Here is a 26,647-nt window from a genome sequence, read left to right as displayed (position 1 = left end):
TTAGCTTCGGCAAGATAAAATTGATAGGGACATTTTTTTCATAATATTGGAGCGAGTATACTTTGCAATAAAACCCTTTCTATCACTGTATTCACTATTAAGGCTACTTAACGCACTATGACCAGCCTTAGCGTCTCCAGGGTAAAACACTGCAGCATTGCTTACTTCTTCTTTTATAAACTCAGCGGCGTAACCACTTACTCCAGCTAGAACAGGCTTACCAGTAGCGGCATATTCAAACACTTTAGAAGGTAGGACTTTTTCAAAAGCAGGGTAATCATTCAAGTGTAAAAACAGAATATCGGCTCTGGTGTACTCTTTTAATAATTGCTCGCGATTAACTGGAGGGTGGAAAGAGATATTATCTATACTTTCACAACTGGAGAGCAATAAATCCTTACGCCCACCATCACCTATAATTTTAAAGTGGTACCTCTGTTTACATATTTTTGCAAGCTCAGGGATTATAGTATTTAAACCTTGTCCCTCTCCTATGTTGCCAGCATATAAAACTGTTTTGATACCGTAAGTACTTTCAGAGCTGACATTCTGCTTTTCAAAGCTAAGAAACTCTTTGTCAATGCCATTGGTAAAAAATGTGTATTTAGGCTTCTTATATCGTAAGTAAAAGTATTCTTCAAAACCTTTAGATACTAGGTTAATACTCTGTGCATTTGAGAATGTATAGCTTTCAACCATGTTCAAGATTGGTTTCATTAAAAGTGCTAACTTAGGGTTTAGAACGTCTTTTATGGTATCGACGAAAATATCTCGTATATCTAAATATAGTGGTAACTTCTTACGCTTCGCTATTCTAGCACCAAGAAATGCAGTAAAAAGCCGAGAGCTAGTGGCGAAGACTAAATCATACTGTTCATTTTTGACAGCTTTATTCACTTGGTTGTAAAACGCATAAAAAGATTTTATTTGGTCGAGCATGCCACTTTTATGCGAGGGAAGCTCAACTCGACGTACGCGCACATTATCTAAAACCTCTTCTGATTTAGCGCCAGCATTAAAGCTAGCATAGCGATTAGGCATGGTTGTGATTACATCGATTTCAACTTCTTCTTGCTGCCTCAATTGTTCAACTAGTGCGCTTGCTCTAAACGAGCCAGCACAAAGGTCGGGTTGATAATAAAAAGATAAAAAAAGTATCTTCACTCTAGTCCCTTAATTATTCTTATTTCAGTTCGTATACTACCGCTGTTAAAGTTAATTTCGATTTTTTTGTTTGGAACAGACTTACCAAATTCAGGGTGCCACGTACTATCTTTTAACTGTAATGCACTGTCACTTTCTAATACACATAATCTAGTGCCTTGTTTAAAAATCTCACACGCACGAGCTGAAGTTTGAACAATATCAAGCTCTGGGTGGATATTTAAGTGTAAGCACGCAGCTTTAGCATGTGATAAATCATCATGAACTTTTATACTCTTACCTGAACACTCTAACTTTCTGGTATGAATAAGTTTAGGGCTTTGCTTTAGATAACCATCATGGCTTGCAACCAATAATGTACGACCATCACTATAACTTGTTTGGTTTAACTTTGCATATGCTCGCTTAGCAACTCTAAATCCAGACCAAACTTGTGAGGAGCTGCAACCTTCGACCGTAACTGTGTTATGTGCTGCCGTCTCACGCTGCCTTAAACGCTCTTCACTAATACCATAAAGCGAAGTACCTGAGTTAACGAATACTCTTTGCTCTCCAATCGACAATTCAAAACTTAAAGTATCAGCATGTGCATGACCAGGTAGGTAATCAGGTCCAACATTAGCGTGATCGAAGATAAGGGTATATTCATCAAAAGTTACTCTGCTGTAGCCGCTAGTAGGGTTTGTGATTAACCTTTTGGAGTCCATCTCACATAATATGCCTAGCTTTTTAGCGTAGCTAAAAATATCTTTAGGCTGCTTGGCGATTCCTATAGCTGCATCGTTGAAAAAACTAATCTCCCCATCAGGGTGAATCATCACCTGAAGCCAAGTAAGCGCTTTTACTGCAACAGCCCTCCAACCATGGCTATATTTTTTTAGCAAATCATTATCACTAGTATGAGCTAAGTCTATTAACTCCAGTAAATCCCAAAGCAAAATTTCGTGATACATGGGGGATAGTTCAAAGTGGGCTCCATCATCTAAAAACTGCTCAGATATTTCTTTATCTAAAATATCAATGCCTTTATTTAAGTAGCGCTCAGCTTGTTCGCCATTTAAGTAAGCTCCAACAAAAGTCAGAGCTTTAGCGTTTGCAAATAAGTGATTTCCTAAGATGTGATATTCGAGCTGCTTAGAAAGTGCATCGGCTTGCTCTAACATACTTTTGGTATATGCAGGAGAAACATGCTTTTGCTTACTGCACCACTTAACCCAGTTGACTAACCGTAATGATATTGGATACGGCTCCCACCCATTACCTAAGCAAGGAGGATTATCAGCTATCCACCTTTCTATCCACCCCCGTTGTAAATCGTACCTTTTAAAGGAATCAAAAGAACTTAAATCATCAAAATAATGAAGGTTATACAACCAAAGCTTAGTTTTACTAGGGCAGTTCCAATCTTCTAGTGTTACTATACTTCCTGTTTGGTTTAAAAACTTTACGGTAGTTTCTGAGGTTATACTTTGCGGATTAACCTCTGGGCCACACCAAACCCAACATTTGCATGAAGTTGGCTCTGCTTTATAAACTGTAGGCGTTGTGATTTTATATAAGAGTCTATAGTAAAACTGTTTAAACTTAAGGTATTTCACGGTATGAAATACCTTAAGAGCCTTTTTTATCAATTTTTTCATTGACTTCTGAGCTGTTCAGCAATGTCTATGGATACTTTTGCTACTTCAAAAATTTCATCGATAGCGATTGGGGCGGGGTTACCATCACGAATAGAATCAAGAAATAACTTAGAACACAGGTTTTGACCTTTATCCTGCTTCCAAAGGTTCATTTTTTTAAACCCTTTGAATCCGTATGCTTTTAGTTTTATAAAGTTATCTAGCTGTAAGACTTTACCATTGGTAAATACCTCTACTCGTTCCTTGGGGAAGCTTGCTGCACCATTCGCAAAGTAGTTTATAGTACCAAATGACCCATCCGCAAAGCCTAAAATTATTGCGGCTTTATCCTCAGTTACTTCTACCGAGTCAGTATCTCCCATTCTTCGAGCTTGAACAGATACAATTTCACTTCCAGCTAAATAACGCATTAAATCAACAAAGTGGCATGCCTCTCCAATAATACGTCCACCACCTATATTAATGTCTTGTGTCCAATGAACAGCAGAAATAGCTCCTGCATTCATAGTCATAATGAACGATTTAGGTTCTTTTATTGGTTCTAACAGCTGTTTCATTTTCTGAATTTGAGGGGAAAAGCGACGGTTAAAACCAACCATTAGCTTAGGCTCTAAAGCATTCTTACAAGCCTCTTTATAAGCAACCTTAACCTCATTTAGTTCTTCATGGTTGATTGCTAATGGCTTCTCAACAAATACATTTTTACCAGCCTCGAGCGCTGCTTTTACAAAAGCTGCATGGCTATTGTGCTGGGTGACGATAGCAACAGTGTTAATGTCATCATTTTTAATCATAGCTTGTGTATCTGTAGTTGCTTCTACAAAGCCTGATTTTTCGCCGTGAATAACTCCATTTATCCCGCCTGATGTTGCAACACTATGTAGTTTTGCACCAGCCTGTTTAAAAGCGGGTATTAAAACGCGCGAAGCGTAATTACCAGCACCAATAAATCCAATTACAGGCTCATCCTTTTCGTAATTTACAGTGGGGTTTAAAGGTACGGTTTTAACATGACGTGATTGTGGTTCAGACTCAAACTGCAGTAGAATACCTAAAGCACTTTTATCCGAAGTAAGTAGCTCATATGCTTCACTTGCGTTTTCAAACTTAAAGCGATGCGTAATTAATGGCTTAACATCTAACTGACCACCTGCCATCATATCAAGAATTGCTTCAAAGTTACGCTGCTCTGTCCAACGAACGAACGCAAATGGGTAATCATTCCCCTGTTCTTCGTAACTAGGATCATAACGCCCAGGGCCATAAGAGCACGATACTTGAAAAGTTAACTCTTTCTCATAAAAGTCTGCTCGACTTAACTCTAAGCCAGTCACCCCAACTAAAATGATACGACCACGTTTACGACTCATTCGTGCAGCTTGTGTTACTGGGTCATTAGACTTGGTTGAGGCTGTTATAATAACACCATCAACACCCTCTCCACGGCTAAAGGAAATACCAGCCGCAACAGGGTCTTCACCTGCACCGGGGTTGCAAATCTCAGCCCCAAATTGTCTTGCCAGCTTTAATTTTTCTTGATCATAATCTATGGCTAATACTCTACAACCTTGTGCTCTTAGCATTTGAACTGTTAGCAAGCCGATTAAACCAACACCTGTAACGACAAAGCATTCACCCATTGTTGGGTTTGCTAAACGAATACCTTGTAGGCCGATACTTGCCACAACCGTGAATGCAGCTTCTTCATCACTAACATTATCAGGGACTTTTGCAACCAGGTTTTTAGATACACGAACAACATCAGCATGAGGGCCATTTGAGACTACGCGCTCACCAACCCTAACAGCATTAACTCCATTACCAATTTGCTCAACAACACCTACATTGCAATAACCCAATGGTAATGGTTGAGCTAACTTTGATTTCACAGCATCTACAGTGGTCATTAGCCCATCAGTTTGAACTTTCTCAAGTACCATTTTAACTTTATCAGGTTGAGAACGAGCTTTATCTATTAAGTTTGCCTTACCAAAATCCACAAGCATTCTCTCTGTACCTATAGAAATTAAAGTAGTAGTGGTATTAATGAGAACATGATTTTTAGTAATCGTTGGAGCAGGCGCCTTAACAATAGACGATCCACCTTTCGCCATATCCTGTAGTATTTGCTTCATCTTACTTTCCTAATTGTGAGCGAGCGATTTTTCTTATTTTTGCAAGGGCGTCTTGGTTCATATAGTTTATAAGTACAGCTTTGTAAACACCTTTAAAAACAAAAAGGCTACCAGCAGAGGCTCCGATTACTTTAAACTTATCAATCAGCTTCAAAATATCTTCTGCAGAGCCTGCTCCACCAAGTATTGTAAGTGGAACACTGGTTAGTTCCCTCACTTTCTCAGCTAACTTCATGTCGTAACCTTTCATCATTCCATCTTGGTCAATTGAGTTTATAACTAGCTCACCAACTCCAAACTCTTCGAGTTCAGATATAACTTGCTCAAGCTTCTTTTTAACTTTGTTCTTTCCGTTATGTGTATATATTTCATAACTGCCAAAAAGTGTTTTTTTGACATCTAAAACCACAACAACACTTTGCTTGCCTATAATTTCAGCCATTTCTTTAAGAACTGATGGGTTACTTAAGGCTTGACTTGAAATAGCAACTTTCTCGACACCTAGCTTAATAATTTCTTGTGCTTGTTGAGGTGTTTTTATTCCTCCTCCATAACACAATGGCATACGACTCTCATTGGCGAGGTGCTTAATCATTTGATAATCGGGTGACTTGTTTTCGACTGTTGCATCAATGTCTAACACAATCAGCTCATCAACTTCTTTTTCATTAAAAATTTTTACAGCATTGATAGGATCACCAACATATTTGGCATCTTTAAACTTTACTGTTTTAACTAGCCCTTTCTTATGAACAAGTAAACAAGGGGATACTCTAGACCTCAACATAATTTAAGCTCTGCGAAATTTTTAAATAGATTAATACCATTGGTGTGGCTTTTTTCTGGGTGGAACTGAAGCCCAAAAATATTGTCTTTGCTCACAGCACAACAAAAATCATCACCATAATGCGCTTTAATGAATACATCTTTCTCGTCGTGAGCTTCAAAGTAATAAGAGTGAATAAAGTAAAACCCTTTTTCACAGTCAATATTACTTAGTAGAGGATGTGCTTCCGTTGGCTCAATTTCATTCCACCCCATATGAGGAAGTTTCGGCTTAAAGTTTATTTTAGATTCGTCAAACTTCTTTACTGAAGCATCAAACCAACCGAGTCCAGATAACTTACCCTCGTCGCTGCCTGTTGCCATAATTTGTAGACCAACACAAATCCCTAATACAGGTTTCTTGTCAATTAATGCAAAGTGATCTAAAGCTTCTCTCATTCCAGATTCCTGCAGTTGTGTCATCGCTTCATCAAAAGCGCCAACACCTGGCAAGATTATTTTGTCTGCAGCTTGTAAAGCTTCTGGTGTACTTGCAAAAAAAGAATCAACCTTTAACTTAGTAAATATGTTTTGAATGGCTTGAATATTCCCAGAACCATAGTCGATTATAGCTATCATCTTTTGCCGCCTTTCTCAAGGCCAAGCTTTCTCATCACCTTAGCACCTAAATCATAGATTGCTTGTTGGTTCTTATAATCTTTATAGGTTTTGTTCGGAGCTTTTAAGTAGCCTTTTAACTCGTCGACTGTGATACCAAGCTTATTAGCAATGTAGCTAAAGTCATCATCAATCGTCTCAGGATCGTATGGTGGATTTTTGAGCTTTTCCAACGCATCTTCTCGCGTCATTTGCCCTGTAACAATCAAGCTAGAGTACTGTACTTTGCGTGTATCATAACCAAATTTTACATACAGCCAATAAGCTTCATAGAAACGAGTAAAACGAGACTCAAAGTGTTTTTGTGCGTAGCGCTGATATCCGTAATTATCAACTAAAAACTGCGTTGCTTCTTCCTTGTCATAAGGCATAAAGTCAAGCGGTCTATACAGCTTAATCCCTTTGATATATGGCAAATAAATTTTGTGCCATAAGATATTTGTCAATGGAAAATTCTTAAGCTTTTTAGTACCAAATTTCTTTTGAATATCTTTAATCTGACGAGAGTCTGATTGGAAGTACATCCACTCTAATGGGTTGCGAATGCACTCAGTTGAGTAGTTACCGCCCGTTAGAATATGTTTAATTTTATGCTTTGAAGCAAACTTATACATAGTCGCAAAAAAAGCATGGTCTTGCGGTGTATCTGTATGAGAAACACCTGCCTTGAAGAAAGAAAGCTGCAAGTCTTTCATCTCTTCCCAATCGATTACTTCTGTATACAGGTCTAAGCCAAGTCGATCTACTATCTGCTCAATATTATGAACAGCTTGCTGAGAGTTCCAACCAGCATCAACATGGAAGACCAATGGCCTTAAACCTAGCCTCTCTTTTGCTAAATAAACAAGGTATGAGCTGTCAATACCACCACTCATACCAATAATGCAATCAAACTCTTTCCCTTCACCTTCCTTTTTAATATCGGCTGCAATTTTTGTTATCTCTGCCCAACCTTTTTCATCCGTGTGCCAATTAGGCTTAATATCATTGTAAAATGTAGAACAATGATCGCATATTCCATTCTCATCAAAAGTGATTTTCGAATCCGTTGTGTCCATTACGCAGTTAGTACAGACTTGATAATTATTAGTAGTCACTTTAAGTTTCTCGATTTGTTTAAAATTAATCTAAATATTGCCTAAACCATTCTTCTAATACGACCATAGCCCACAAGTTAAGCGAACGATCTTTTCTGTTAGTGGTAAATTCATCAATTATCTGTTGGACATACTTATAATCGAAGATCCCTCTCTTTTCGATTACACTTTTTGACAAGTACTCTTCCAACAATGGCGCTAAATCACGCTTAAGCCATATGCCCATTGGTGGATTAAGGCCAAGTTTTTTCTTCGTGATGATTTGATCAGGTACCTTTCCTTGCAGTAACCTTTTCATTAAGTACTTAGTTTGACCATTTTTGATTCTCCATTGCGAATCTATAGCTGTCATAAACTCAATAATATTATGATCAATCAATGGGAACCTTACTTCAAACGCATTTGCCATACTCATAATATCTCCATAGTACAACATATCGTTAGGTAAATATGTCCTTAAATCAACTAAGGAGCTTGTGATTATGCCATCACCAGTATCCAACAAGTTCCAGCTATCATAAACGATACTGCTAAAACTGATCTCTTCTTTAAAGAGCTTGCTCAAATCATCATCGCTAATGTAAGCAGACCAGTCATCATACCTTTGCGCAGCATCTTTACTAAGTGAAGATGCAAACGCTTTTATTCTCCGAGGCAAATGGTTGCCTGATGTATTCTCTGGGATTAAGTCTGTAACCTTCGCAATCCCATTGAGTACAAATTTGGGAACCGAATTTAACTTTTCAGCTAATTGAACCCCCTGATATTTTGGATAGCCACCAAAAACTTCGTCGCCACCATCACCTGCAAGCGCTACCGTCGCGAACTTCTTAGTCTCTTTAGTTAACTCATGAATAAGCAAAGAGGTAGGGCTAGCGAAGGGCTCCCCAAAATGCTTCACCATTTTAGGTAATAGACTGACGACATCAGGTTTGATTAATATCTCTTGGTGATTGGTATTAAAATGCTTCGCCATTAACATCGCATCGCTAGACTCGTCATAGCTATCGGCATTTTCAAAACCCAATGTATAGGTGTTGATTTTCTTTTCCGAATTCTTCTGCATGTAGTAAAGAATAAGGCTACTATCAATACCACCACTTAAAAACGATCCCAATTCAACATCGGCGATCATTCGAGTCTTAACAGAATCATCGAAAAGGTAATCTAACTCTTCAAGTATTTCACCTTCGCTTAAACCTAAGTTTTTACCGACAAATTGCGATGCTTCCCAATACTGTTTACTCGTTAACTCACCATCTTTTAATTTCATAATATGGCCAGGAGGTAACTTTTTAATATCCGTAAAAATCGTATCGGGACAAGGCACGTATAAGTACTTCATGTACTGCCTGATCGCCTCTTGGTTGATACTTGGCTTCTCTTCAAGTAGCTTTGCAATTACATTTATTTCACTCGCAAAAATGAACTTGCCATCTTTGAAGTAATAATTGAGTGGTTTTATGCCAATTCTATCTCTTGCACAAAACAGTTCATCGTCAACTGAATTGTAAATTACAAAAGAAAACATCCCTCTCAATTTGTGCACGAACTCATCACCATATTCGATATAGGCGTATAACATCGCCTCAGTATCGGATTTTGTTTTGAATGAGTACTTTTCCACCAGCTCTTTTCGTAAATCAGCATGGTTATAAACCTCGCCATTAAAAACGATGACATATTTTCCACACTCGGAGTAAAAAGGTTGATTCGACTCTTCATTGTGATCAACAACAGCCAGCCTGTTGTGCCCTAACGTATAACCACCGATATACGTATAGTCAGAGCTATCAGGTCCTCTATGAGGAGCAAGACTCAAGAAATCATTACTTTCGCTTTTAAAATTAAATCCTACTATTCCACACATTTTTTCCTCTAAAAATTCTTAATGCTCCGCTGTGCTCTGGGAGACCTGTATTACCTTAACAGACTTGTACTTGTATTTGTTAAAAACTATCTGTTTAAAATAATTCACACTTTCTAATTTTGCCAAAAAAGCTAATGAACCAACCATTGTTATAAAAAGTAGAAGTAAAAACGCTATCTTTCCTAATAGGCTTAATCCTAGGTAAACCTCATCGACCCTGGTATAAAGAAAAAATCGGAAATGAATTAAATATAATGTACGATTAATATATGCATAATTTTTTAAACAACCAAAGCCATTTTGGAAAACGAATTGTGTCTATAAAATTAAATACTATAAAAATTATTCTGGTGAACTCCAGCCGGACACTTTTCTTAAAGAATTTTCATACTCTACTGGTGACTGATTGTTATTAGCTGAGTGTAGCCTTTCCAGATTTTAATACTTCATATATTCAGTAACATCACTTTTCATGTGTTCTCGAGTTGGCTGAGCCACTTTTAACAACCAGTCATGTTTCAAGCTGCCAAAGAATCTTTCAACAACAGCGTTATCCCAACAAGCCCCCACATCACCCATGCTTACTCATATACTGAGACCCTCTGTCAGAATGAAACACCAAACCTTTGGCTGGTTTTCTCAGGTTATAAGCCTTAATCATGGCTTTCACTACTAAATGTCCTGCTCAATTAAACCAGTTCATTTTTCTGTGCTTCTTTTATCTCGTCAATTAGTAACAGGGAAAATCCGATACTCATCCAAAATATTGAATCGAGTCCAAAGTTGGATCCAAGGAGTGAGTAGAACAAAACAAACACCTGATAGTAAACAAGCACATTAAAATACCATACACCACACTTCAAATACGGAAAGACCTTCATCAAGTACAAAATTATAAAAATAGTCATGGACAGTACAAATAAGAACCCGTACTTGGTATAAAAGTCGACAGGGGCGAAGTGCACTCCGTTCCTATTTTCCTCAACCATATCTTTTCGACTTACTTCTAACTTGTAAGAAAAACCATTTCCGGATCCAATTAAGAAAGAGTAAGGGTTTTGATGGTGCGCTTCGATAGAATTGTAAACCTCTTCAAATCGCTCACCTGCTGCATACTTTAGGTCAAAGTTGTCGGACATAGGATTTAATAGCGCAAATTTGTTAATCACAGATCTACCCGCACTGAACTTATCAGCGTTGTCTTCAAGGTAAGTCGCAAGAGGTAGCAAAATCAATAACATCAATGCACTTACCCCCCCTCCTATCGACGCTACAGTACCAAACTTTACGCCACGATTAAATAATATGAAAAATGGCATCAAGAATGTGAAGATGATAAACACGCTGCGCTTGCCAGATAAAAACACCATCAGAATCAGGAAAGCAACCATGGCATATCGCTTCTTACTTAAGAAATAGAATATCGGAATAAGCGCTAAATTTGACGCTACGGCTGGGTAATGTGGGATATTTAAAATTGTCTGAGCTACCATAATTAAAACAGCAAAAGAGAACGAAGCCGTAAAGCAATATGAAAAGCGACGAAGAAACTCCTCTATTTTATAGCTTGGGATGTCGGATAGAAATACAGCGTAAGCAATAAAGACGCCATTTAGAGTTAAATAGAAGTGGTTAAATAGCTTATCGGTGTAACCATTTAGTGACCCAACAACTAAGCCAAAAACATCAACTACTACAATAAATAACAGGAAAAATAAAAAAGGCTTACTTTTAATACTTTTTCTTTCAAAAGTGTACTTTAGGATTAAAGCAAGTGCTATCAGGAAGGTCAATATATTAAAAACAGAAACGACCCTAACCAATAATGGGATATTAAAGCTATTTGACCATAGTAAAGACAAAAAAGGCTGGAGAATACCAAAGTAGAGCAAACAAAATTTAAGTAGTATCATATAGTCTATTTCAGCCTATTTTTAGCCATAATCAAAAAGGTAACAGAGTAAATATTTAGTAACAGCCCAGTTTTTAGAACCAACCAATAATGAGCAACGTTGCTCTCTGCCAATAAGTAAGAAAGCAGTACATTTACAGCAAAAATACAGGCTAAAAAAAACGCAGCTTTATTTTGGAAACCTTTATACAGCGCAATAGATGCAACGCTATTGACGCAGAAAAAATTACCAAAAAATATGGACATGATGACAGATAAAGTTAAGAAGCCTTCAAAGGTGTAAAAGAACTTAATGACGTATAAAAAGACAAAAAACAACGCCAGTATGACTACAAAAACTTTGTATGTATAAACTAACTTGTTTATCAAAACAGAAAACGAAAGCTCATCAAACTTCTCTCCAACTTTCACTGTATTTACATAACCTATTGTAGTCAAAGCCAGAATGACAAACTGGATGATATTATATGAAAAAGAGTAAGAAGCGAGTGACTCTGGATAATATTGCTTGGTTATGTATCTATCGAGGAAGAATGTCATCATCAATAAAATTGTAGCAACATTAATTGAGAACCCTTTTTTTATCAGGTCAATATACTTACTAAATTCAAAACCTTCTTGAAAACTCGTAGTATGCTTTATGAAATACACAACAATCGCCGTCCAAGCGAGAAAACCAAGAATTACTGAAAACGAAAGGATCTGGCTAGGGTCCAATTGGGGTGAAAACCCACCCCATGATAAATACGCCACCAAGACCAAAAACACAGAAATAAGCGGCTTACCTGCGAGCGCGAGGGTAAACAGCTTTTCTACTTGTACCCGCTGTTCAATTACAACCATCATACCCATAAATAAACCAGCAATGGCGTAAAAGATATTTTGCGTCATTAAGCCAAAAGCAAGTGCGAACAGTCCAAGCTGCAAAGCACCAAAGATCACTAAGGTATTAAACCGATCCTCTTTTTCAGTAAAACGGAAATACATGTAGCCAGAGTGAGCACCAACTAGCAAAAAAGGAAACATAAAAATTATGAATTTATAATATTCAAGCTCAGAGTAATCGCTACCTGGCAAAATCTTAGGTACAACCATCACCTCCAAGGCAATCAAAGAATACATTGCATATCTAAAAATAATTATATACATACAACTTACCAGACGATTGTATTACTCAAGATATGCTCTACAAAATCGTCTTTTTCTTCTTCCGTTTTAAATTGCTTGATTTCATATAAAGAACCGCTTTGCTTGGAGAAATAGTAATTCGAGCTGATAAAGTATACTTTCTTATCATTAAGCAAAGCTTCTATTCCTGTACTACCAGTCCAAACAGCGACGTTGTTGAACATGTCCAAAACTTGGCCTGTTTCAACGTAAGGGCTTATTATCTTTACATTTTTAATATAAAGCAGCTTTTTATATAAAGATTTATCCTGCCTAAAACACATTGCAGGATGCTCTTTTAAGTACACATTAAAACCTTCATCAGATAACTTTCTAACAACTTCAATTAAGCTGGTCAGGTAGTCTACAAAGGTAGTATCATTCACCCAATACTCGATGGTCGCTTCAGGATGATAATGCATAGGAATGTATATATCATAATCTGAGACTTTCTCTGGTAGAGTTGTACTAAAGTACTTAAATGGAAATAAATCCGTTAGCTTATTTACCGTTGCAGCATGAGGTGTAGAAATATAGTCATATTCTAGCCTACCTAAAAGTTTATGCTTTAATAAATAAAAATATAAATATTTCAACTTGTACTTAAAGTAATAACTGATGCTACCTTTAAGTGCTTTGCTAAAAGAAGAAACCATTGGTGATTTATATTTATCGGTTATTTTCTTCTTAAACATCTGTACTTCTTCAGGGCTGACTTCTCTTATAGCATTGTGTTCGCCAAAAACGGATACTCTTTTATATCCACCAACAAAAAATGCACAAACGCCATAAACAGCAATATTGAACTTCTCTGCCATTTGCACCATCACATCCATGACATAATTATCTACAGGATGGACAACGAGTACTTTGAAACTATTTTTAGAATAAAGTTCGTAAAAGTACTTAGCCACTTTAACGACTAATTCTTTAGCTTCAAAGTAGCTAATATTTCTCAATAGGCGATCTTTAAGAATCACTTCTTCAATGCTAATGGTATTCTTTACAGCTAACCACCCATCTGAATGTAGATCGGATATATTCTGCTTTTGCAAATCGACAAAGTGATCTGCACCAGGGTATTCTGAAATTGTTGTATATTTTTCTAACCCTAAAAATTCCTTCGAAAACCTTAATGTTATATCATTAAAGTTATTACATCTTCCGATACAAACCAGTGCTTCACTTTGGTTCAAATTATTGAATTTCATTAAAATCGTTCGCTTTCTTGAAGTCATCTGGGCGCCCAATATCGATCCAGTATTGGTTATAGCTGTAAGCGGTTACAGGCAAATCTTCATTCATCAACTCAGAGAATAAAGTTGGCATATCATAAAAAGTATCTTGAGGTATTCTATTGATAACTTTTGGATCAATACAGTAAACCCCACTATTAATATTGAAAAGAATGCGAGGCTTTTCCTTTAGGCCAGTGATCTTGTCACCTTCCGTTTCAATGACGCCATAGGGGACTATGTGTTCATACTCTTTTACGCACATAGTAGCCATGCTGGAAGAACGTTCATGAAAGTCAACCAATTCAGCATAGTTAATGTCAGCAAGCACATCCCCATTGCTAATAAGCATCGGTTCACTATGCTGCTCTTCAATTAACGCGAGTGCACCAGCAGTACCTAAGCGCTTACTTTCTTCCAAATAGCTCACTTGAATGCCAAACTTCTTACCGTCTTGAAAGTAGTCTTTAATAATCTCTTTTTTATAGTTCACAGCCAAATAAAACTTAGTAAACCCCTGCTTGACAAAATTTTCAATAATACGCTCAATAATCGGTTTGCCGCGCACTTGTAGCATTGGTTTTGGCAGTTCTTTCGTTAACTCACCTAAACGAGATCCTAGCCCACCTGCCATAATTACGACCCAGTTATCTCGTGTCGAGAAATCGAACTCGTCCAAGGTAAACATACCAACATAATTTCTTTCGTGATCAACCAAAGGCAATTGACGACGCTTAATGCTTTTTAAAAATTGTACTTTTTGATGCTCACTTGAGCTCGGGTCAAGCGTATAAGGCTCTTTATTGATTATGCTTTCAAGATCTAAATTTTTATAAAGAATCGCTTTGCGAATATCACCGTCAGTAATGATTCCAGCAAACTTACCATCTTTATCTATTACTGGCAGTATGCCATTTCCATTCGAATCTAGTAGTTCAATTGCCAACTCAAAGCTAGGGTTGTCACTTAACTTTAAAACACTACTCATCTCGATTTCTCCCAAGCAAGAACTCAGCATATCTAAAGTCTTCTTCCGTATCGATGTCGACAGAGCGTTCTCTTGGCATGATGTAAGCCTTAGTAGATTCATCGAAGTAGTTTCGGCTTCTAATCAACTGAGTATTAAATACGTATACTGCACCAGTTGGGTAATGCGACATTCTAAATTTCTGCCTATTATCTAACTTATCTTCAAAGATATTTTCGAGGCTGCCGTCTTCTTTTATGTATTTATGCCACGTAAGAGGGTGATGTTCCACTGTGTAGCTGATAACAGATCGCGCATTCGAGTTTTTATACATCTCAATAGACTTATCAATATCTTCCGTCGTTCTCAATGGAGATGTCGGTTGCAACACCACAAATGACTCGATGCTCATGGAAAAGTCTTTTTCTAATCTGTCTATCGTATAGATATAATTGTCAATTGCTTGGGCTTCATCCGTTGCTAATTCAGCAGGCCTCAAGAACGTTTCCCTAGCACCATGCTCAATAGCAATCCGATAAATCTCTTCGCAATCAGTTGAAATAATAATATCTGTTATATGTTTCGATGCTTTCGCGGCTTCAATGGTATAAGCGATCATCGGCTTACCTAGCAGATCTTTAATATTTTTTTTGGGGAGACCTTTCGAGCCCCCCCTTGCAGGAATGATAGCAATCATTCAAAGACGCTCAGTGTTAAAGTCGTATCCGCAGCGATATCTTCTTTCAACTTTCGGCCTAAAATGTAATCAATTTCTTTTGGTGAAATCCCCGTTCCAGGCCTCTTATAGATGAAATCTTCGCGAGTTAATATGTGACCTTTTGGTAGATCTTGTACAGCAGTTGCACTTCGGCGGAATTTTTCCCTTTTTTCAATTTCTTCTGGCGCAAGCACTTTGTATGTACTGCCTAATGAACGGAATACTTTATTTCCTTCTTCACAAATGATTTTTAAGTCGGCCTCATCAGCAGAAACTTTATGATCCCAACCAACCATATTTTTATCTAGAGTAAAGTGCTTCTCGATAATTTTGACACCCTTGGCAATCGCAGCAAGAGGAATAGAAAACCCAAGAGAATGATCCGAATATCCGATTTCACAATCGTACAAAGATTTCAATGTATCAATAAAGTTTAGATTGATTATTTCATCTCGAGGCGGATAAATTGATACACAGTGTAACATTGAAAAGTTGCAAAAGCCCTTTTTCTTAAACATATTATAAATAGCATCGATTTCAGGTAAACTAGCCATTCCTGTTGAGAGAATAATAGGAAGATCAGCTTTGATACAGTTTTCAATCATCTCTAGGTTGTCAGCATCCATAGATGCGAGTTTTATAAAGTCACTTTCAATTTGCTTAAGAAACTCAACACCTTTGTCATCGACTGGTGTACAACCAAAATCAACACCTATCTGACGGCAATAGTTTCTAAACTCAATTAACTGTTTCTCATCGTTTGTAAATGCAGCAACTTGCTCTCTTACCGTGTTAAGTCCCAAAGACTCTGATTTCCAAACTGCCACGTTTTCAAGCTTAACATTGCCCGAATCTAAGTCATCAAGATATTTATCTGTTACTAAGTTATCTTTTGTAAAATACTGGAATTTAACTGCGTCCGCCCCACAATCTTTAGCAGCCTTGATCATTTTTAGGCCTAATTCTGTATCTCCATTATGATTACATCCAATTTCAGCGATAATGTAGGGCTTTTCAAGTTCTTTTAAAATCACGTTTAATCTCCGGTAATAATTTGATATTTTCCCACCAGCAAAATAGGCTAGCATCAAATTGTTTGTTTATATTATCGATATATTGCTCTTCACCTTTTTCGGCAATATATTGCTCTAAAGAGTGTAATTCATTGTAAAGTTCATTATAGATCTCACACTCATCCCTAAATGCCATATAATGAGACTTCTTAACCCTAATTCCTTGCTTCAATTTATTTTTATCTAATCGAAAATCAAAACCAACCAAAGAGTCAACATGTTGACGATAATTGGCATAAGTTGTAGTCAATTTCTTTCCAATTCCACCATCTAACAATACTTTTGTTACAATAAACCAGTCTAAAGCCACAATGGTCTCTGGAAACTCTAATTCGTCAAATCTATAACGACTTAAATTCAAGGCAACGCTACCAAGACCGACAAAGTTGCAGAGCTTAACGCTGTCAAAATTATCCACTATATCTGGTACTGGGCGTTTCGAAAAAAAGCTTTCTTGACTCAACCTATTAAGCATTGAATCTGTTAGGTAAAAGTCATTAAACACAAAATCAAAGTCAGTTATATTATTAATGATTTCCTCCACTCGATTTTCTGCCACTGTCTCGTCAAAGTCAGAAAATATCAAGGTATTGGCTTGCAAGCCATAAGCTTTTAAAATGACCTCTTTTCTAAGCTGAATAGGTGAAAACTTTCCCTCTGTATTAACTACATGCACATTTATGCTCGCCTTTTCGTAACGAGATAAAGCACTCAGAACTTTTTCTTCATCAGCGTTATCTATCACAATCAGCAGATCAAAGCTCTGAACTGTTTGTGAAAAAACAGATTCAAGGTAATCATTAATGAAAAACTCAAAATTCGAACAGCTGTAAACCACCGTTGCATATACTATTTTCTCGTTAATTTACTTGATCTCCTTTAAGAGCATAAAGCTTTCAGCATATTCACATCCCGCAGTTGCACCACGATATGTTGCTAACGCTTCAATATTTCTCTCACTGCGAGGGAATGGGTGAGGACCCATTTCGCTTTTGAACACCTTCATGATGCTTTGCTTTCGCGCCATAAATTCAGTGATATCTATAAACACGTTTGGAATGAAGCTGTCTTCCTTTACGCTAGGAGCAAATTCAGTCTCACTTAATGTTTCCATCATCAATACTCTCTTGATAAATGGATAACGGAAAGATTTAGTACAGCTATAAACAGCATCAAATATGACACGATGGTCACTGTGGACGTCACTTTTAAATGGCATATAAATAACAGAAGGTTTAACGGCATTAACGACTTGACTGACTTTGCCAATCAACTCGCTCATTGCATACTCATCAACTCTCATTGTTGACAGCCCTAGCCTATGTACTGAATCAAAACCATACATAGTACTAACCTCTTCCATTTCGCTTTCACGCTTTTCTACAGCCTCTTTTTTAAAACCCTCTTCTACCTTTACATCAGTCACAATCATCCAGTGAATCTCATCACCAAAGCTCTTGTGCTTCAACAAAGCACCTCCAGCCCCAAGCGTTTCGTCGTCAGGGTGCACAGCAACTACTAAAACCTTTTCTTTCATTAATATAAATCCGACATTAGCAAATTTAATTTTATTTCGGTAATAGCAATGGACCTATCTAAAGGAAAGTATACCGCATTAACGTTACTTATAACTTCACACGGTGCGTGATCTATAGTCCAATCAATTAAAGTATTCACCTTCAGCTCTTCATTCAAAGGCGTCAAAGGCGTTTCTATTAACTCTGCTGCTTCAGCATCATAAATAGCCAGTATATCTAACTGTCTGTTAAATTCCTTCGTTATAACCAGCATGTCTTCTACTATGCTAAAACAGTAATCTTTGTGTTCAAACCGCCAGTTCGAAAAGTCTTGGTCCAACAGTAAAGAGTTGCCTTTATCAGAAAAATCTATATTATTTAAAGTAGTTGTAACCAACTTAGTTTGCACCAAATCATTAAACCCACCGAAGAGCCTTAAAACCGGATAAGCTAAATCATTCGGAAATGCGAATATAAATTTTTTACCATTTGTCGAAGCATGTTCTTTTTGTAACTTTAAAAGCTCGGCATATACACCTTTATTTCTGTATTCTTTCAAAACTCCTGATGTTGTGAACAAGTAATAATCTAGAATCTCACCTTTGTGACGCACCTTTTGTCCTATCATCAAAGCTGATCCTACAATCCGACCTCGATCTAATGCCAAAAACAGGGGTGAGTCATTATATGGTGAATGAATAAACTGATGCTGCCAACTGCTATCATTCAACGCTCTGCCATAAATAATGGTAAAAAAATCCTGAAACTCATTTTTAATTTGCTGTTTTCGCTGTGCATCAAGTACCGTTTCATACTGTATTTCAGATGAACTCATGCTGTGCTACCCGCATCTACAGTTATTGTGGTGCCAGTTACTCTTTTTGCACCATCAGACAATAGATAAATTACGGCTTCCGCTACATCTTCTACACGTGCCATTTCTTTCATAGGGCTACGCCTTCTAATACTCTCCAGTTTTTCACCCTGTAAACCCGAGGTCATCGCTGTTTCCATAAAGCCAGGTGCAATAGCATTCACCGTAATATTAGCTTTTCCAACTTCTCTAGATAATGATTTGGTAAAACCGTTTAATGACGCTTTAGTGGCGCCGTATACTGACAAGCCATTAAATCCTGTTGATGCGATTATTGAGCTAACATTAATAATTCGCCCTTGTTGCTTCATTAACATTGAACGACAGGCATATTTTGTAAGTAAAATTGGGGATTGAACATTCACTTTGATCAATTCTTCAATTTGACTTTCATGCATGGTTCCAAGGACACCATCATGTCCCAAAGCAGCATTGTTAACCAAACCATAAATTGGACCATAAGTTTTGGTAATACGGCGTACTAATTCTTGAATATCATTTACATTATTAAAATCGTATGACTCAAAGAACAAACTATCCGAGTTTTGTTCCCGCAAACTCTTGAACTCTTCAGACAAAGTCCTACTAATCCCAACAACTTTATAGCCTACTTCGATAAGTTTAGAGCTAATAGCTAAACCTAGTCCTTTTGACGCGCCTGTAACTATTACTAAATTCATTATTTACCTCTTCAACTTACCACTGTTGGTTATTTCTAACTCTTCAACCATTTTCAACAACGCGGGAACTTTAAAATTCTCCAGCCTCTCTCGACAAAATATAGTAACCTGCTTCTTCAGTTCGGTAGCTTTAACGCCCTTTTCAACAGCAACAATATTCGCACAGACCAATGAGCCCATCATGGGATTGCTTATTGCGTAAACATAAGCTGCACTTACCAACCCACTATCAAGAATCGTTCTTTCTACTTCTTCTGGCTGAACTTTGTTACCACCAACATTGATAGCACCAGACTCCCTACCTAAGAAGTAAACACGCTCTTCCTTCAACTCAACAAGGTCACCTGTATTGATAAAGCCGTCTTCGTCAAACATAGGGGCGCCATTAACATACTTTTGCTCTCTTGTATTCGGCTTAAGCCAAAGAATACCTCTATCATCTACTTTTAGTTTGATACCATTGATATCTTCATCTAGATATGTGCACGGAAAGCCTGCTATGCCATCATTGACTGAGAACCCGACTCCCGCTTCCGTCGAAGCATAAATGTGCCGTATACCAGCCTCCGGATATCGGCTCTTGAGCGCATTGAGGATATTGCTATCGGCTATTTCACCACCTAATGTGATGTTTTTGAACTTTATGCTCTTGGATTCTTTGGTCATCAGCATTTTCCGCCAAAATGATGGCGTCGCCGAGAGTGTATTACAATTATGTTGGCAAAGTAGGTTTACGACTTCTTCCATACTTGATTCAGCCTCTGGCACGATCAACGTGGAGCCGCTTAATAAAGATTGAAGCAATACCTGTAAGCCGGAAAAACGATATACATCAAATACCAGCCCCCAAACGAAGTTACAGCCCAATTCAATATCTTTTTTTGCAGTGCGGGTTAAACTTGCAAACGTATGGGATACTAATTTGGGCGTACTTGTAGTGCCCGAAGTTGGTATCACCCACTCTGTTTGTACAACCGCGGAAACATCTCCCGCTTGATATGGAGTAATTTCTTTTACCTCAATGCACCCGTCATTAATAAGTACATCAAAGTTGACGTTTGCCAGTCTAAAAAACTCTTTGCGTTGAGCTTGCTCTATATCTTGAGGAAGAAATAGTATGCGCTTTGCAACACCATCCAATAGGAATAGTAACAAAGCTAACTCTAAGCGTGCTCTACCATTAATGACAGCCGTAGCGCCACGTAAACGGTCAAGAGCTTCAGCATTGTGCTTTACCATTTGATTCAAATCGTCATAAAAGACTCTGGTATTTTCACCGATGAACGCAACACGGCCTGATGGCACGCTCAGGCTAGCGTTTTGTATACTATCCATAATTATTTATTCGGACTCATTCTCTCGTAAATACCAACAAACTCACTAAAAGTTGAAGGGTATAATGGCTCTTCCATCATCGTGAATGGGTCAAATCCTAATTTCTCATCTAGGGATGCAACTAAAATAGCAAAGCCCAGCGAATCTAAACCACTCTGCAATAACTGTACATCATCATGTAATTCAGGAACTAGTAGCTCACTATCAGTTTGGTTCAAAACCTGATGGAAAGTTTCAATAATTGTATTTCTAATAGACATTTTTTTTCCTAATAATCATAAAAAGATAAAGTAAAGACTCTCACAAATTATGCGATTTGATATCATTGTTCTTACTACCACAATAAATAATACGACCATTTCCTATGTCTTTTTTTACAACGATACCAGCCTGAATTTTATTTGAATCACCAATTTTAATTCTTGGTAAGCAAGTTACAGATGTCCCAAAAAAATTACTGCTTCCAATTCCTGTTTGACCTGTAATTTGAACATTTGGTGAAAATACATTGACATCCCCTATATGGCAATCATGAGGGATTGCACTCGAGTAGTTTATTAAGTTTCCTTGTCCCAAAATAACATTTGGCCCTATTATTACATTTGGGCAAATAATATTGCCACCTTTCATATTTACTGAGCTAGCAATAAATGCTGAGTGATGGATAAAGTTTGGTAGTAAAACGTCAAGATTTGAAAAATACTCAATACACCTATTTCTAGCTTTAACATCCCCAATAGCTATAAGTACAGCGCTACCTTTACTAAAGGAGTAATCTCTCTCATCCCCCAAGTAAGGGGATGAAAATTTATTCTCTAAATATGCTTTACTAGAGACGTCAAAATAACCTTTAATAGAAACTTGTTCTTCCATTTTTAGATTGTTATCTTTCACATACTCTGTAAGCTCGGCAGCTAACCCACCTGCTCCAACTATATATACTTCATTCATATGCTAATCTATTGTTTTTTTTATTATATGTTCACAGGGCTGCTAGGTATATTCACTAACCTTTCTTCAAACCAAAGCGAGTGAGACAAGTCACCTTTCAAACACTCACTAAAAGCAGGAAGACGATGCATTAATTGCCAGACTGGTCGAGTCATAATCCCTGCTTCATTGGTTTCCTTAAGCAACAAATCTCTCGCTGCCTTATCTTCACAAATCACCGCATTCAGCCAATAGTTCGATTTGGCATATTTAGGCTCTTTTACAAAGTTATATTCTGTACCTTCAAACAGCGCACTATAACGCTCGGCCAGCGCTCGCTTGTCACTTAAATAAGCATTCAAACTTTCCATTTGTGCACAGCCTAATGCCGCATTTAAATTTGGCAAACGATAGTTAAAACCAGGCTCATCATGAAAGAACTCGTAGGGGTGTGGCACTTTTGCTGTGGTTGTTATGTGTTTGGTACGCTTGCCCAACTCCGAGGTTTTGCATAAAACCATACCACCGCCGCCGGTAGTGATAATTTTGTTTCCATTAAAGCTAACCGCACTAAAATCACCAAACGTTCCGGTATGTTTCCCCTTATAAAAAGAACCTAAACTTTCTGCGGCATCTTCAACTAAGGTTAATTGCCATTTACAGCAAACTTCCACCAGTTCATCTAACTCTACGGGGTGGCCAAAGGTATGCATTGGGACAACTGCTTTGATTCTTTGTCCTGTTTGCTTATGCACACAACCGTGTTCATTCAATTGCGCATGCTCTGATAAGTAGTTGTCTACAGCTTTTGGACATAAGCCCAAACTAATTGGCGAGACATCTACAAAAACAGGTTCCGCACCCATATGGAATAATGCATTACACGTCGCAACAAACGTAAGCGCTTGTGTAATAACTAAATCACCACGTTGCACATCAGCCATATACAGGGCTGTATGCAATGCCGCAGTGCCATTCGTTGTTGCAATCGCGCTAGGGCTGCCAGTAAAAGCCTCTATTTTACGCTCAAAGTCGCCAACAAACTTACCCACACTAGAAACAAACGTACTATCGATAGTCTCCGACACATAAGCTTTCTCATTACCAGCAAAAGTAGGAGCGTGTAACGGGATAAAATTCTGTGTTTTGTATTGATCGCGTACAAACTCTACCAGTAATTGTGCATTCATTCTCAGCCCTTACATTTTGCTATCAAGGTACTTGCCAGTCTCTTTATGGCCAAAGTCAGGGATCATGGTAAAGAACAGCTCGACAATTTGTTCTTTGCTCCACGCCTGTTCGGTTTTCATATTCGCAATTTGTGCTTCGAAAAGACTCAATAACTCTTGGTCATATTCAGGTTCATTTTTAATAATGCCCAGATTCTCAAAGCGAGTCATATCCAGTTCTTCTTTATCAGTAAAGAACTCTTCGAAATCCTTTTCACCCGTGGTATCACTTTCGGTGAAAAGACAAGGCCATTTGCCTTGTGCTGGTAGCGTTTTCGCAAGCTCTCTTGCCTCTTGTTCATTATCACACAAGTGTGGTTCATATCCTCTTTGCTCAAGGTACTTAACGGCGATATCTGCAAAAGTAATTAGGTGTAAAGATTCACTTAATTTTGGAAAGAAAATATCGCGATTATCCCCAAAGATGCATGACATTATGCATAATTCGCCTGACTCCTGCGGTACAACAAAGTATCTTTTGATATCGCTAGGTGCGACAATCGGCTGCTGCTTCTCGATGCGTTGGTTAAAGCCATGTAAAAGTGAGCCATCTGAAAACGCCACATTTGCAAACCTTGCAGTAGAAATATCAATTTCTTTGCTGCGGCGCATCAGGAACATCTCCATAATGCGCTTTGACGCGCCCATCATATTGACGGGGTTAGCGGCTTTGTCTGTCGAAACACAGAAGTACTTTTTAACGCCAGCATCAATGGACTGCTGGATTGTTTTATCCGTGTTAAATACATTAACGTTGATCATTCGCATGAGGGTAAACGGATCTTTTTCGCTTCGTACATGCTTTAAGGCAGATAGGTTCAATACATAATCATATTGGCCATCAGCTTTAATAAAAGCATCGTACTCTGTCGAGCCTATATCGAGCGCAAATGTTTTAAATTCACCATCAATGTAACCAAAGGAACTACGGATATCGCGAACTAATTCAACCATGTTATTTTCACTGATGTCTATAACATGCAATTTGGCTGGGTTACGTTTAAAGATCTCTTTTGTTACAGCTTGACCTATAGAGCCTGCACCGCCTAATACCAAGAAACGAGATTTTGATACAATGCGCTGTAATTCTACTCTATGTTTTGTAATGTCTTGTGTAAAAAGTTCTTTTTCACGACCAATGAGAGATAAAATATTATTCACTTACCAAATCCCTTTTGTATCAATTATATATTGAGCATGAAACTTAGACGCTTTAAATTCTTTATGTTCTACTAGCACCAAGTGAATATTTGCATGCGCTTTGGCAGCCTCAAATGAAGCTAACTCAATATTCGCAGAAATACCTTCTATGCTATTGATATTAGGCTCCACCGCAAGAATGGCACCAGTATGGAACTCAGCTAAACGCCTAGTAATATTAAGAGCTGGACTTTCGCGCAAATCATCAATGTCAGGTTTGAACGCTAATCCGTAACAAGCGATAGTTATATCTTTCGCTGTCTTATCAGGATTTGCTTGAAGAAACTCTGCAATAACAATTTTTACTTTATCAATTACCCATTCTGGCTTCGCATCATTTATTTTGCGCGCTGTATGTATAAGTTTTGCTTCTTCTGGTGCAGTACTCACAATAAACCAAGGGTCTACTGCAATACAGTGCCCGCCAACACCTGGACCTGGCTGCAAAATGTTGATGCGTGGGTGGCGATTGGCGAGTGAAATGAGTTCCCACACATCGATGTCAAGTTTGTCACAAATAATAGATAGCTCATTGGCAAATGCAATTTGTACATCACGGCAAGAGTTTTCTGTTAACTTTGCCATTTCAGCTGTTCGTGCGTTGGTAATTACACACTCGCCTTTTACAAACGCTTTATATAACTCTACCGCTCTAACCGAGCATTTTGCTGTTATGCCCCCAATTACACGGTCATTTTCGACTAACTCACGTACCACATGCCCAGGTAATACGCGTTCAGGGCAGTAGGCAATATTAACATCGGCATTTTCCCCAGCGTTTTGTGGGAAGCTTAAATCAGGGCGAGCTGCAGCTAGCCAGTCTGCCATTTGTTCCGTCGCCCCCACTGGAGAGGTCGATTCCAGAATCACTAAATCCCCTTTTTTTAGTAACGGCGCAATGGCTTCACTGGCCTTTTGGATATAACTAAGGTCTGGTTCTGGAATTGTGGAATCGTTGTTTTTAAAAGGTGTAGGCACTGCGATTAAAAATACATCGGCTTGTTCAGGGGTGAGCGTTGCTTTGAGGTAGCCTTCTTTTACTGCTGCATGAACAATCATATCTAGCTCAGGCTCAACAATGTGTATTTCACCTCGGTTGATTGTGTCTACTGCATGTTGATTAACATCAACACCAATTACTTTCTTTTTACGAGAGGCGAACATGGCTGCGGTTGGCAAGCCAATATAACCCAGCCCAATGACCGAAATTGTATTGAAAGACATACTATCCCTTTTAAAATATAGGAGGTTAAAACTGTTTGTTTTTATTGAGCCAAAATATCACAAATTCTCGTGCATGCTTTGCCGTCGCCATAAGGGTTATGCGCTCTGCTCATTTGCTCATAGCTTCTTTTATTTATTAAAAGTTCATCAAGTGAAGAAGTGATTGCTTCAACGTTAGTCCCAACTAACTTTACTGTCCCAGCTGCAACTGCTTCAGGGCGCTCAGTAGTATCGCGCATAACCAAAACTGGCTTGCCTAAGCTTGGCGCTTCTTCCTGAATGCCGCCAGAGTCTGTTAAAATAACATAGGCTTTATTCATTAAATAAACAAAGGGCAAATATTGCTGGGGTTCTATTAAGTAAACATTGTTTATATCGCGTAGTATACGTTTAACTGGTTCTTGAACATTTGGGTTTAAGTGAACTGGGTAAATGATCTGGCAGTTTGGGTGCGCTTTTGCGGTTTTAGCGAGCGCTTCACAAATGCGCTCAAACCCGCCACCAAAGCTCTCTCTGCGATGGCCGGTAACCAAGATAAGCTTTTTCTTTTCATCAAGCATAGGAAATTGTGCAGCCAGTGTATTGTTGAGATCAGAATCCGTCTCAATTTGTTTTTTCACTATCAGCAAAGCGTCTATCACAGTATTACCCGTAACAAATATGGTGTCATCTTGGTAATTTTCAGCAAGTAAGTTCTGTTTAGAGGTTGCTGTAGGTGCAAAATGATATTTGGTGAGTGCTCCCGTCAGCTTTCGGTTTGCTTCTTCTGGCCATGGAGAGTAAATATCACCCGTACGCAAACCCGCTTCAACGTGGCCGACCGCGATTTGCTCATAATAAGCCGCTAGACTTGCTGCAAATGTTGTTGCGGTATCACCATGAACTAACAAAACATCGGGCTTAAACTCTTTTAGTATAGGAGTAAGCTCTAACAAAACTCGGCTTGTGACTTCGGGTAACGTTTGCCCAGCTTTCATCAAGTTTAAATCATAGTCTGGGGTGATTTTAAATAATTCAAGCACCTGATCCAGCATCTCTCTATGCTGAGCTGTAACACAAACCTTTGCGTCAAAGCGTTTATCTTGCTCTAGTGCATGTACTAAAGGTGCCATTTTGATGGCTTCTGGTCTTGTGCCGAATACTGTAAGTACTTTCACAGCGCGTCCCTTTTATTTTAATACTGCTTTGTTTAAAAATGCCGATTGGGTTTTAGTTAGCTTTTACTTGTCTTGTTTAG

Annotated in this window: 24 protein-coding genes and 1 pseudogene; all 25 read right to left on the bottom strand. The window is 38.1% G+C overall.

Annotated elements, in window-relative coordinates:
- Nucleotides 1-1,164 (bottom strand): glycosyltransferase family 4 protein, encoded by a 1,164-nt coding sequence (locus GDK41_RS02195; protein ID WP_152084878.1) that lies wholly within the window; start codon nucleotides 1,162-1,164, stop codon nucleotides 1-3.
- Nucleotides 1,161-2,762 (bottom strand): heparinase II/III family protein, encoded by a 1,602-nt coding sequence (locus tag GDK41_RS02190; protein WP_232056505.1) that lies wholly within the window; start codon nucleotides 2,760-2,762, stop codon nucleotides 1,161-1,163. The genes GDK41_RS02195 and GDK41_RS02190 overlap by 4 nt, the downstream gene beginning before the upstream one ends.
- Before the next feature lie 38 nt (nucleotides 2,763-2,800).
- On the bottom strand, nucleotides 2,801-4,939 hold the full coding sequence (locus GDK41_RS02185) for a bi-domain-containing oxidoreductase (protein ID WP_152084876.1): 2,139 nt from the start codon (nucleotides 4,937-4,939) through the stop codon (nucleotides 2,801-2,803).
- A gap of 1 nt (nucleotide 4,940) precedes the next feature.
- Nucleotides 4,941-5,726: an AglZ/HisF2 family acetamidino modification protein gene (locus GDK41_RS02180; protein WP_152084875.1), complete on the bottom strand. Its 786-nt coding sequence runs from the start codon at nucleotides 5,724-5,726 to the stop codon at nucleotides 4,941-4,943.
- Nucleotides 5,720-6,343 (bottom strand): imidazole glycerol phosphate synthase subunit HisH, encoded by a 624-nt coding sequence (gene hisH / locus GDK41_RS02175; protein WP_152084874.1) that lies wholly within the window; start codon nucleotides 6,341-6,343, stop codon nucleotides 5,720-5,722. The genes GDK41_RS02180 and hisH overlap by 7 nt, the downstream gene beginning before the upstream one ends.
- On the bottom strand, nucleotides 6,340-7,479 hold the full coding sequence (locus GDK41_RS02170) for an N-acetyl sugar amidotransferase (RefSeq protein WP_152084873.1): 1,140 nt from the start codon (nucleotides 7,477-7,479) through the stop codon (nucleotides 6,340-6,342). The genes hisH and GDK41_RS02170 overlap by 4 nt, the downstream gene beginning before the upstream one ends.
- Nucleotides 7,480-7,504: 25 nt before the next feature.
- Nucleotides 7,505-9,349 (bottom strand): asparagine synthase (glutamine-hydrolyzing), encoded by a 1,845-nt coding sequence (gene asnB, locus GDK41_RS02165; protein WP_152084872.1) that lies wholly within the window; start codon nucleotides 9,347-9,349, stop codon nucleotides 7,505-7,507.
- Between the two features lie 342 nt (nucleotides 9,350-9,691).
- Nucleotides 9,692-10,025: pseudogene (locus GDK41_RS02160) on the bottom strand (integrase core domain-containing protein); the annotation flags it as partial.
- A 13-nt stretch (nucleotides 10,026-10,038) separates the two neighbouring features.
- The gene (locus tag GDK41_RS02155) at nucleotides 10,039-11,262 is read right to left on the bottom strand and encodes a hypothetical protein (RefSeq protein WP_152084871.1); all 1,224 of its coding nucleotides are present in this window, start codon (nucleotides 11,260-11,262) and stop codon (nucleotides 10,039-10,041) included.
- Between the two features lie 5 nt (nucleotides 11,263-11,267).
- The gene (locus GDK41_RS02150; RefSeq protein WP_152084870.1) at nucleotides 11,268-12,410 is read right to left on the bottom strand and encodes a hypothetical protein; all 1,143 of its coding nucleotides are present in this window, start codon (nucleotides 12,408-12,410) and stop codon (nucleotides 11,268-11,270) included.
- 5 nt (nucleotides 12,411-12,415) lie between these two features.
- On the bottom strand, nucleotides 12,416-13,666 hold the full coding sequence (locus tag GDK41_RS02145) for a capsular polysaccharide export protein, LipB/KpsS family (protein WP_152084869.1): 1,251 nt from the start codon (nucleotides 13,664-13,666) through the stop codon (nucleotides 12,416-12,418).
- A complete protein-coding gene (locus GDK41_RS02140) occupies nucleotides 13,626-14,651 on the bottom strand; it encodes a nucleotidyltransferase family protein (RefSeq protein ID WP_152084868.1) in 1,026 nt (341 codons plus the stop codon). The genes GDK41_RS02145 and GDK41_RS02140 overlap by 41 nt, the downstream gene beginning before the upstream one ends.
- Complete coding sequence (locus GDK41_RS02135; RefSeq protein WP_152084867.1) at nucleotides 14,644-15,327, bottom strand: acylneuraminate cytidylyltransferase family protein; 684 nt, start codon at nucleotides 15,325-15,327, stop codon at nucleotides 14,644-14,646. The genes GDK41_RS02140 and GDK41_RS02135 overlap by 8 nt, the downstream gene beginning before the upstream one ends.
- Nucleotides 15,324-16,382, bottom strand: a complete 1,059-nt coding sequence (locus GDK41_RS02130; RefSeq protein WP_152084866.1) for an N-acetylneuraminate synthase family protein — start codon at nucleotides 16,380-16,382, stop codon at nucleotides 15,324-15,326. The genes GDK41_RS02135 and GDK41_RS02130 overlap by 4 nt, the downstream gene beginning before the upstream one ends.
- Nucleotides 16,363-17,259: a glycosyltransferase gene (locus GDK41_RS02125; RefSeq protein WP_172971530.1), complete on the bottom strand. Its 897-nt coding sequence runs from the start codon at nucleotides 17,257-17,259 to the stop codon at nucleotides 16,363-16,365. Before GDK41_RS02125 ends, GDK41_RS02130 begins: the two co-directional genes overlap by 20 nt.
- A gap of 27 nt (nucleotides 17,260-17,286) precedes the next feature.
- The gene (locus GDK41_RS02120) at nucleotides 17,287-17,958 is read right to left on the bottom strand and encodes a PIG-L deacetylase family protein (RefSeq protein ID WP_152084864.1); all 672 of its coding nucleotides are present in this window, start codon (nucleotides 17,956-17,958) and stop codon (nucleotides 17,287-17,289) included.
- Nucleotides 17,958-18,773, bottom strand: a complete 816-nt coding sequence (locus GDK41_RS02115; RefSeq protein WP_152084863.1) for a GNAT family N-acetyltransferase — start codon at nucleotides 18,771-18,773, stop codon at nucleotides 17,958-17,960. The genes GDK41_RS02120 and GDK41_RS02115 overlap by 1 nt, the downstream gene beginning before the upstream one ends.
- On the bottom strand, nucleotides 18,770-19,495 hold the full coding sequence (locus GDK41_RS02110) for an SDR family NAD(P)-dependent oxidoreductase (RefSeq protein WP_152084862.1): 726 nt from the start codon (nucleotides 19,493-19,495) through the stop codon (nucleotides 18,770-18,772). Before GDK41_RS02110 ends, GDK41_RS02115 begins: the two co-directional genes overlap by 4 nt.
- Nucleotides 19,496-20,827 (bottom strand): AMP-binding protein, encoded by a 1,332-nt coding sequence (locus tag GDK41_RS02105; protein WP_152084861.1) that lies wholly within the window; start codon nucleotides 20,825-20,827, stop codon nucleotides 19,496-19,498.
- A 2-nt stretch (nucleotides 20,828-20,829) separates the two neighbouring features.
- Nucleotides 20,830-21,087, bottom strand: a complete 258-nt coding sequence (locus tag GDK41_RS02100; RefSeq protein ID WP_172971529.1) for a phosphopantetheine-binding protein — start codon at nucleotides 21,085-21,087, stop codon at nucleotides 20,830-20,832.
- A 40-nt stretch (nucleotides 21,088-21,127) separates the two neighbouring features.
- On the bottom strand, nucleotides 21,128-21,778 hold the full coding sequence (locus GDK41_RS02095; RefSeq protein WP_152084860.1) for a PglD-related sugar-binding protein: 651 nt from the start codon (nucleotides 21,776-21,778) through the stop codon (nucleotides 21,128-21,130).
- Between the two features lie 23 nt (nucleotides 21,779-21,801).
- Nucleotides 21,802-22,947, bottom strand: coding sequence for a LegC family aminotransferase (locus GDK41_RS02090; protein ID WP_152084859.1), 1,146 nt, complete (start codon nucleotides 22,945-22,947; stop codon nucleotides 21,802-21,804).
- Nucleotides 22,948-22,956: 9 nt separating this feature from the next.
- Complete coding sequence (locus tag GDK41_RS02085) at nucleotides 22,957-24,147, bottom strand: UDP-N-acetylglucosamine 4,6-dehydratase (RefSeq protein ID WP_152084858.1); 1,191 nt, start codon at nucleotides 24,145-24,147, stop codon at nucleotides 22,957-22,959.
- Complete coding sequence (gene wecC / locus GDK41_RS02080) at nucleotides 24,148-25,410, bottom strand: UDP-N-acetyl-D-mannosamine dehydrogenase (RefSeq protein WP_152084857.1); 1,263 nt, start codon at nucleotides 25,408-25,410, stop codon at nucleotides 24,148-24,150.
- Nucleotides 25,411-25,451: 41 nt separating this feature from the next.
- Nucleotides 25,452-26,567 (bottom strand): non-hydrolyzing UDP-N-acetylglucosamine 2-epimerase, encoded by a 1,116-nt coding sequence (gene wecB, locus GDK41_RS02075; protein ID WP_152084856.1) that lies wholly within the window; start codon nucleotides 26,565-26,567, stop codon nucleotides 25,452-25,454.
- Nucleotides 26,568-26,647 lie beyond the last annotated feature (80 nt).

The sequence above is a fragment of the Pseudoalteromonas sp. A25 genome (assembly GCF_009176705.1).
In the GTDB taxonomy this organism is placed as follows: Bacteria; Pseudomonadota; Gammaproteobacteria; order Enterobacterales; family Alteromonadaceae; genus Pseudoalteromonas.
Note: the sequence above shows the minus strand (reverse complement) of the source record. Positions and strands in the feature narration are given on the sequence as shown.

Coding starts and splice junctions, on each gene's coding strand:
- GDK41_RS02090 (WP_152084859.1), bottom strand. CDS start 22,947: ATGAATGCACAATTACTGGTAGAGTTTGTACGCGATCAATACAAAACA.
- GDK41_RS02145 (WP_152084869.1), bottom strand. CDS start 13,666: ATGACTTCAAGAAAGCGAACGATTTTAATGAAATTCAATAATTTGAAC.
- GDK41_RS02135 (WP_152084867.1), bottom strand. CDS start 15,327: ATGATTGCTATCATTCCTGCAAGGGGGGGCTCGAAAGGTCTCCCCAAA.
- asnB (WP_152084872.1), bottom strand. CDS start 9,349: ATGTGTGGAATAGTAGGATTTAATTTTAAAAGCGAAAGTAATGATTTC.
- GDK41_RS02120 (WP_152084864.1), bottom strand. CDS start 17,958: ATGAAAGAAAAGGTTTTAGTAGTTGCTGTGCACCCTGACGACGAAACG.
- GDK41_RS02115 (WP_152084863.1), bottom strand. CDS start 18,773: ATGAGTTCATCTGAAATACAGTATGAAACGGTACTTGATGCACAGCGA.
- GDK41_RS02185 (WP_152084876.1), bottom strand. CDS start 4,939: ATGAAGCAAATACTACAGGATATGGCGAAAGGTGGATCGTCTATTGTT.
- GDK41_RS02095 (WP_152084860.1), bottom strand. CDS start 21,778: ATGAATGAAGTATATATAGTTGGAGCAGGTGGGTTAGCTGCCGAGCTT.
- hisH (WP_152084874.1), bottom strand. CDS start 6,343: ATGATAGCTATAATCGACTATGGTTCTGGGAATATTCAAGCCATTCAA.
- GDK41_RS02140 (WP_152084868.1), bottom strand. CDS start 14,651: ATGAGTAGTGTTTTAAAGTTAAGTGACAACCCTAGCTTTGAGTTGGCA.
- GDK41_RS02150 (WP_152084870.1), bottom strand. CDS start 12,410: ATGTATATAATTATTTTTAGATATGCAATGTATTCTTTGATTGCCTTG.
- GDK41_RS02180 (WP_152084875.1), bottom strand. CDS start 5,726: ATGTTGAGGTCTAGAGTATCCCCTTGTTTACTTGTTCATAAGAAAGGG.
- GDK41_RS02100 (WP_172971529.1), bottom strand. CDS start 21,087: ATGTCTATTAGAAATACAATTATTGAAACTTTCCATCAGGTTTTGAAC.
- GDK41_RS02105 (WP_152084861.1), bottom strand. CDS start 20,827: ATGGATAGTATACAAAACGCTAGCCTGAGCGTGCCATCAGGCCGTGTT.
- wecC (WP_152084857.1), bottom strand. CDS start 25,410: ATGTCTTTCAATACAATTTCGGTCATTGGGCTGGGTTATATTGGCTTG.
- GDK41_RS02155 (WP_152084871.1), bottom strand. CDS start 11,262: ATGATACTACTTAAATTTTGTTTGCTCTACTTTGGTATTCTCCAGCCT.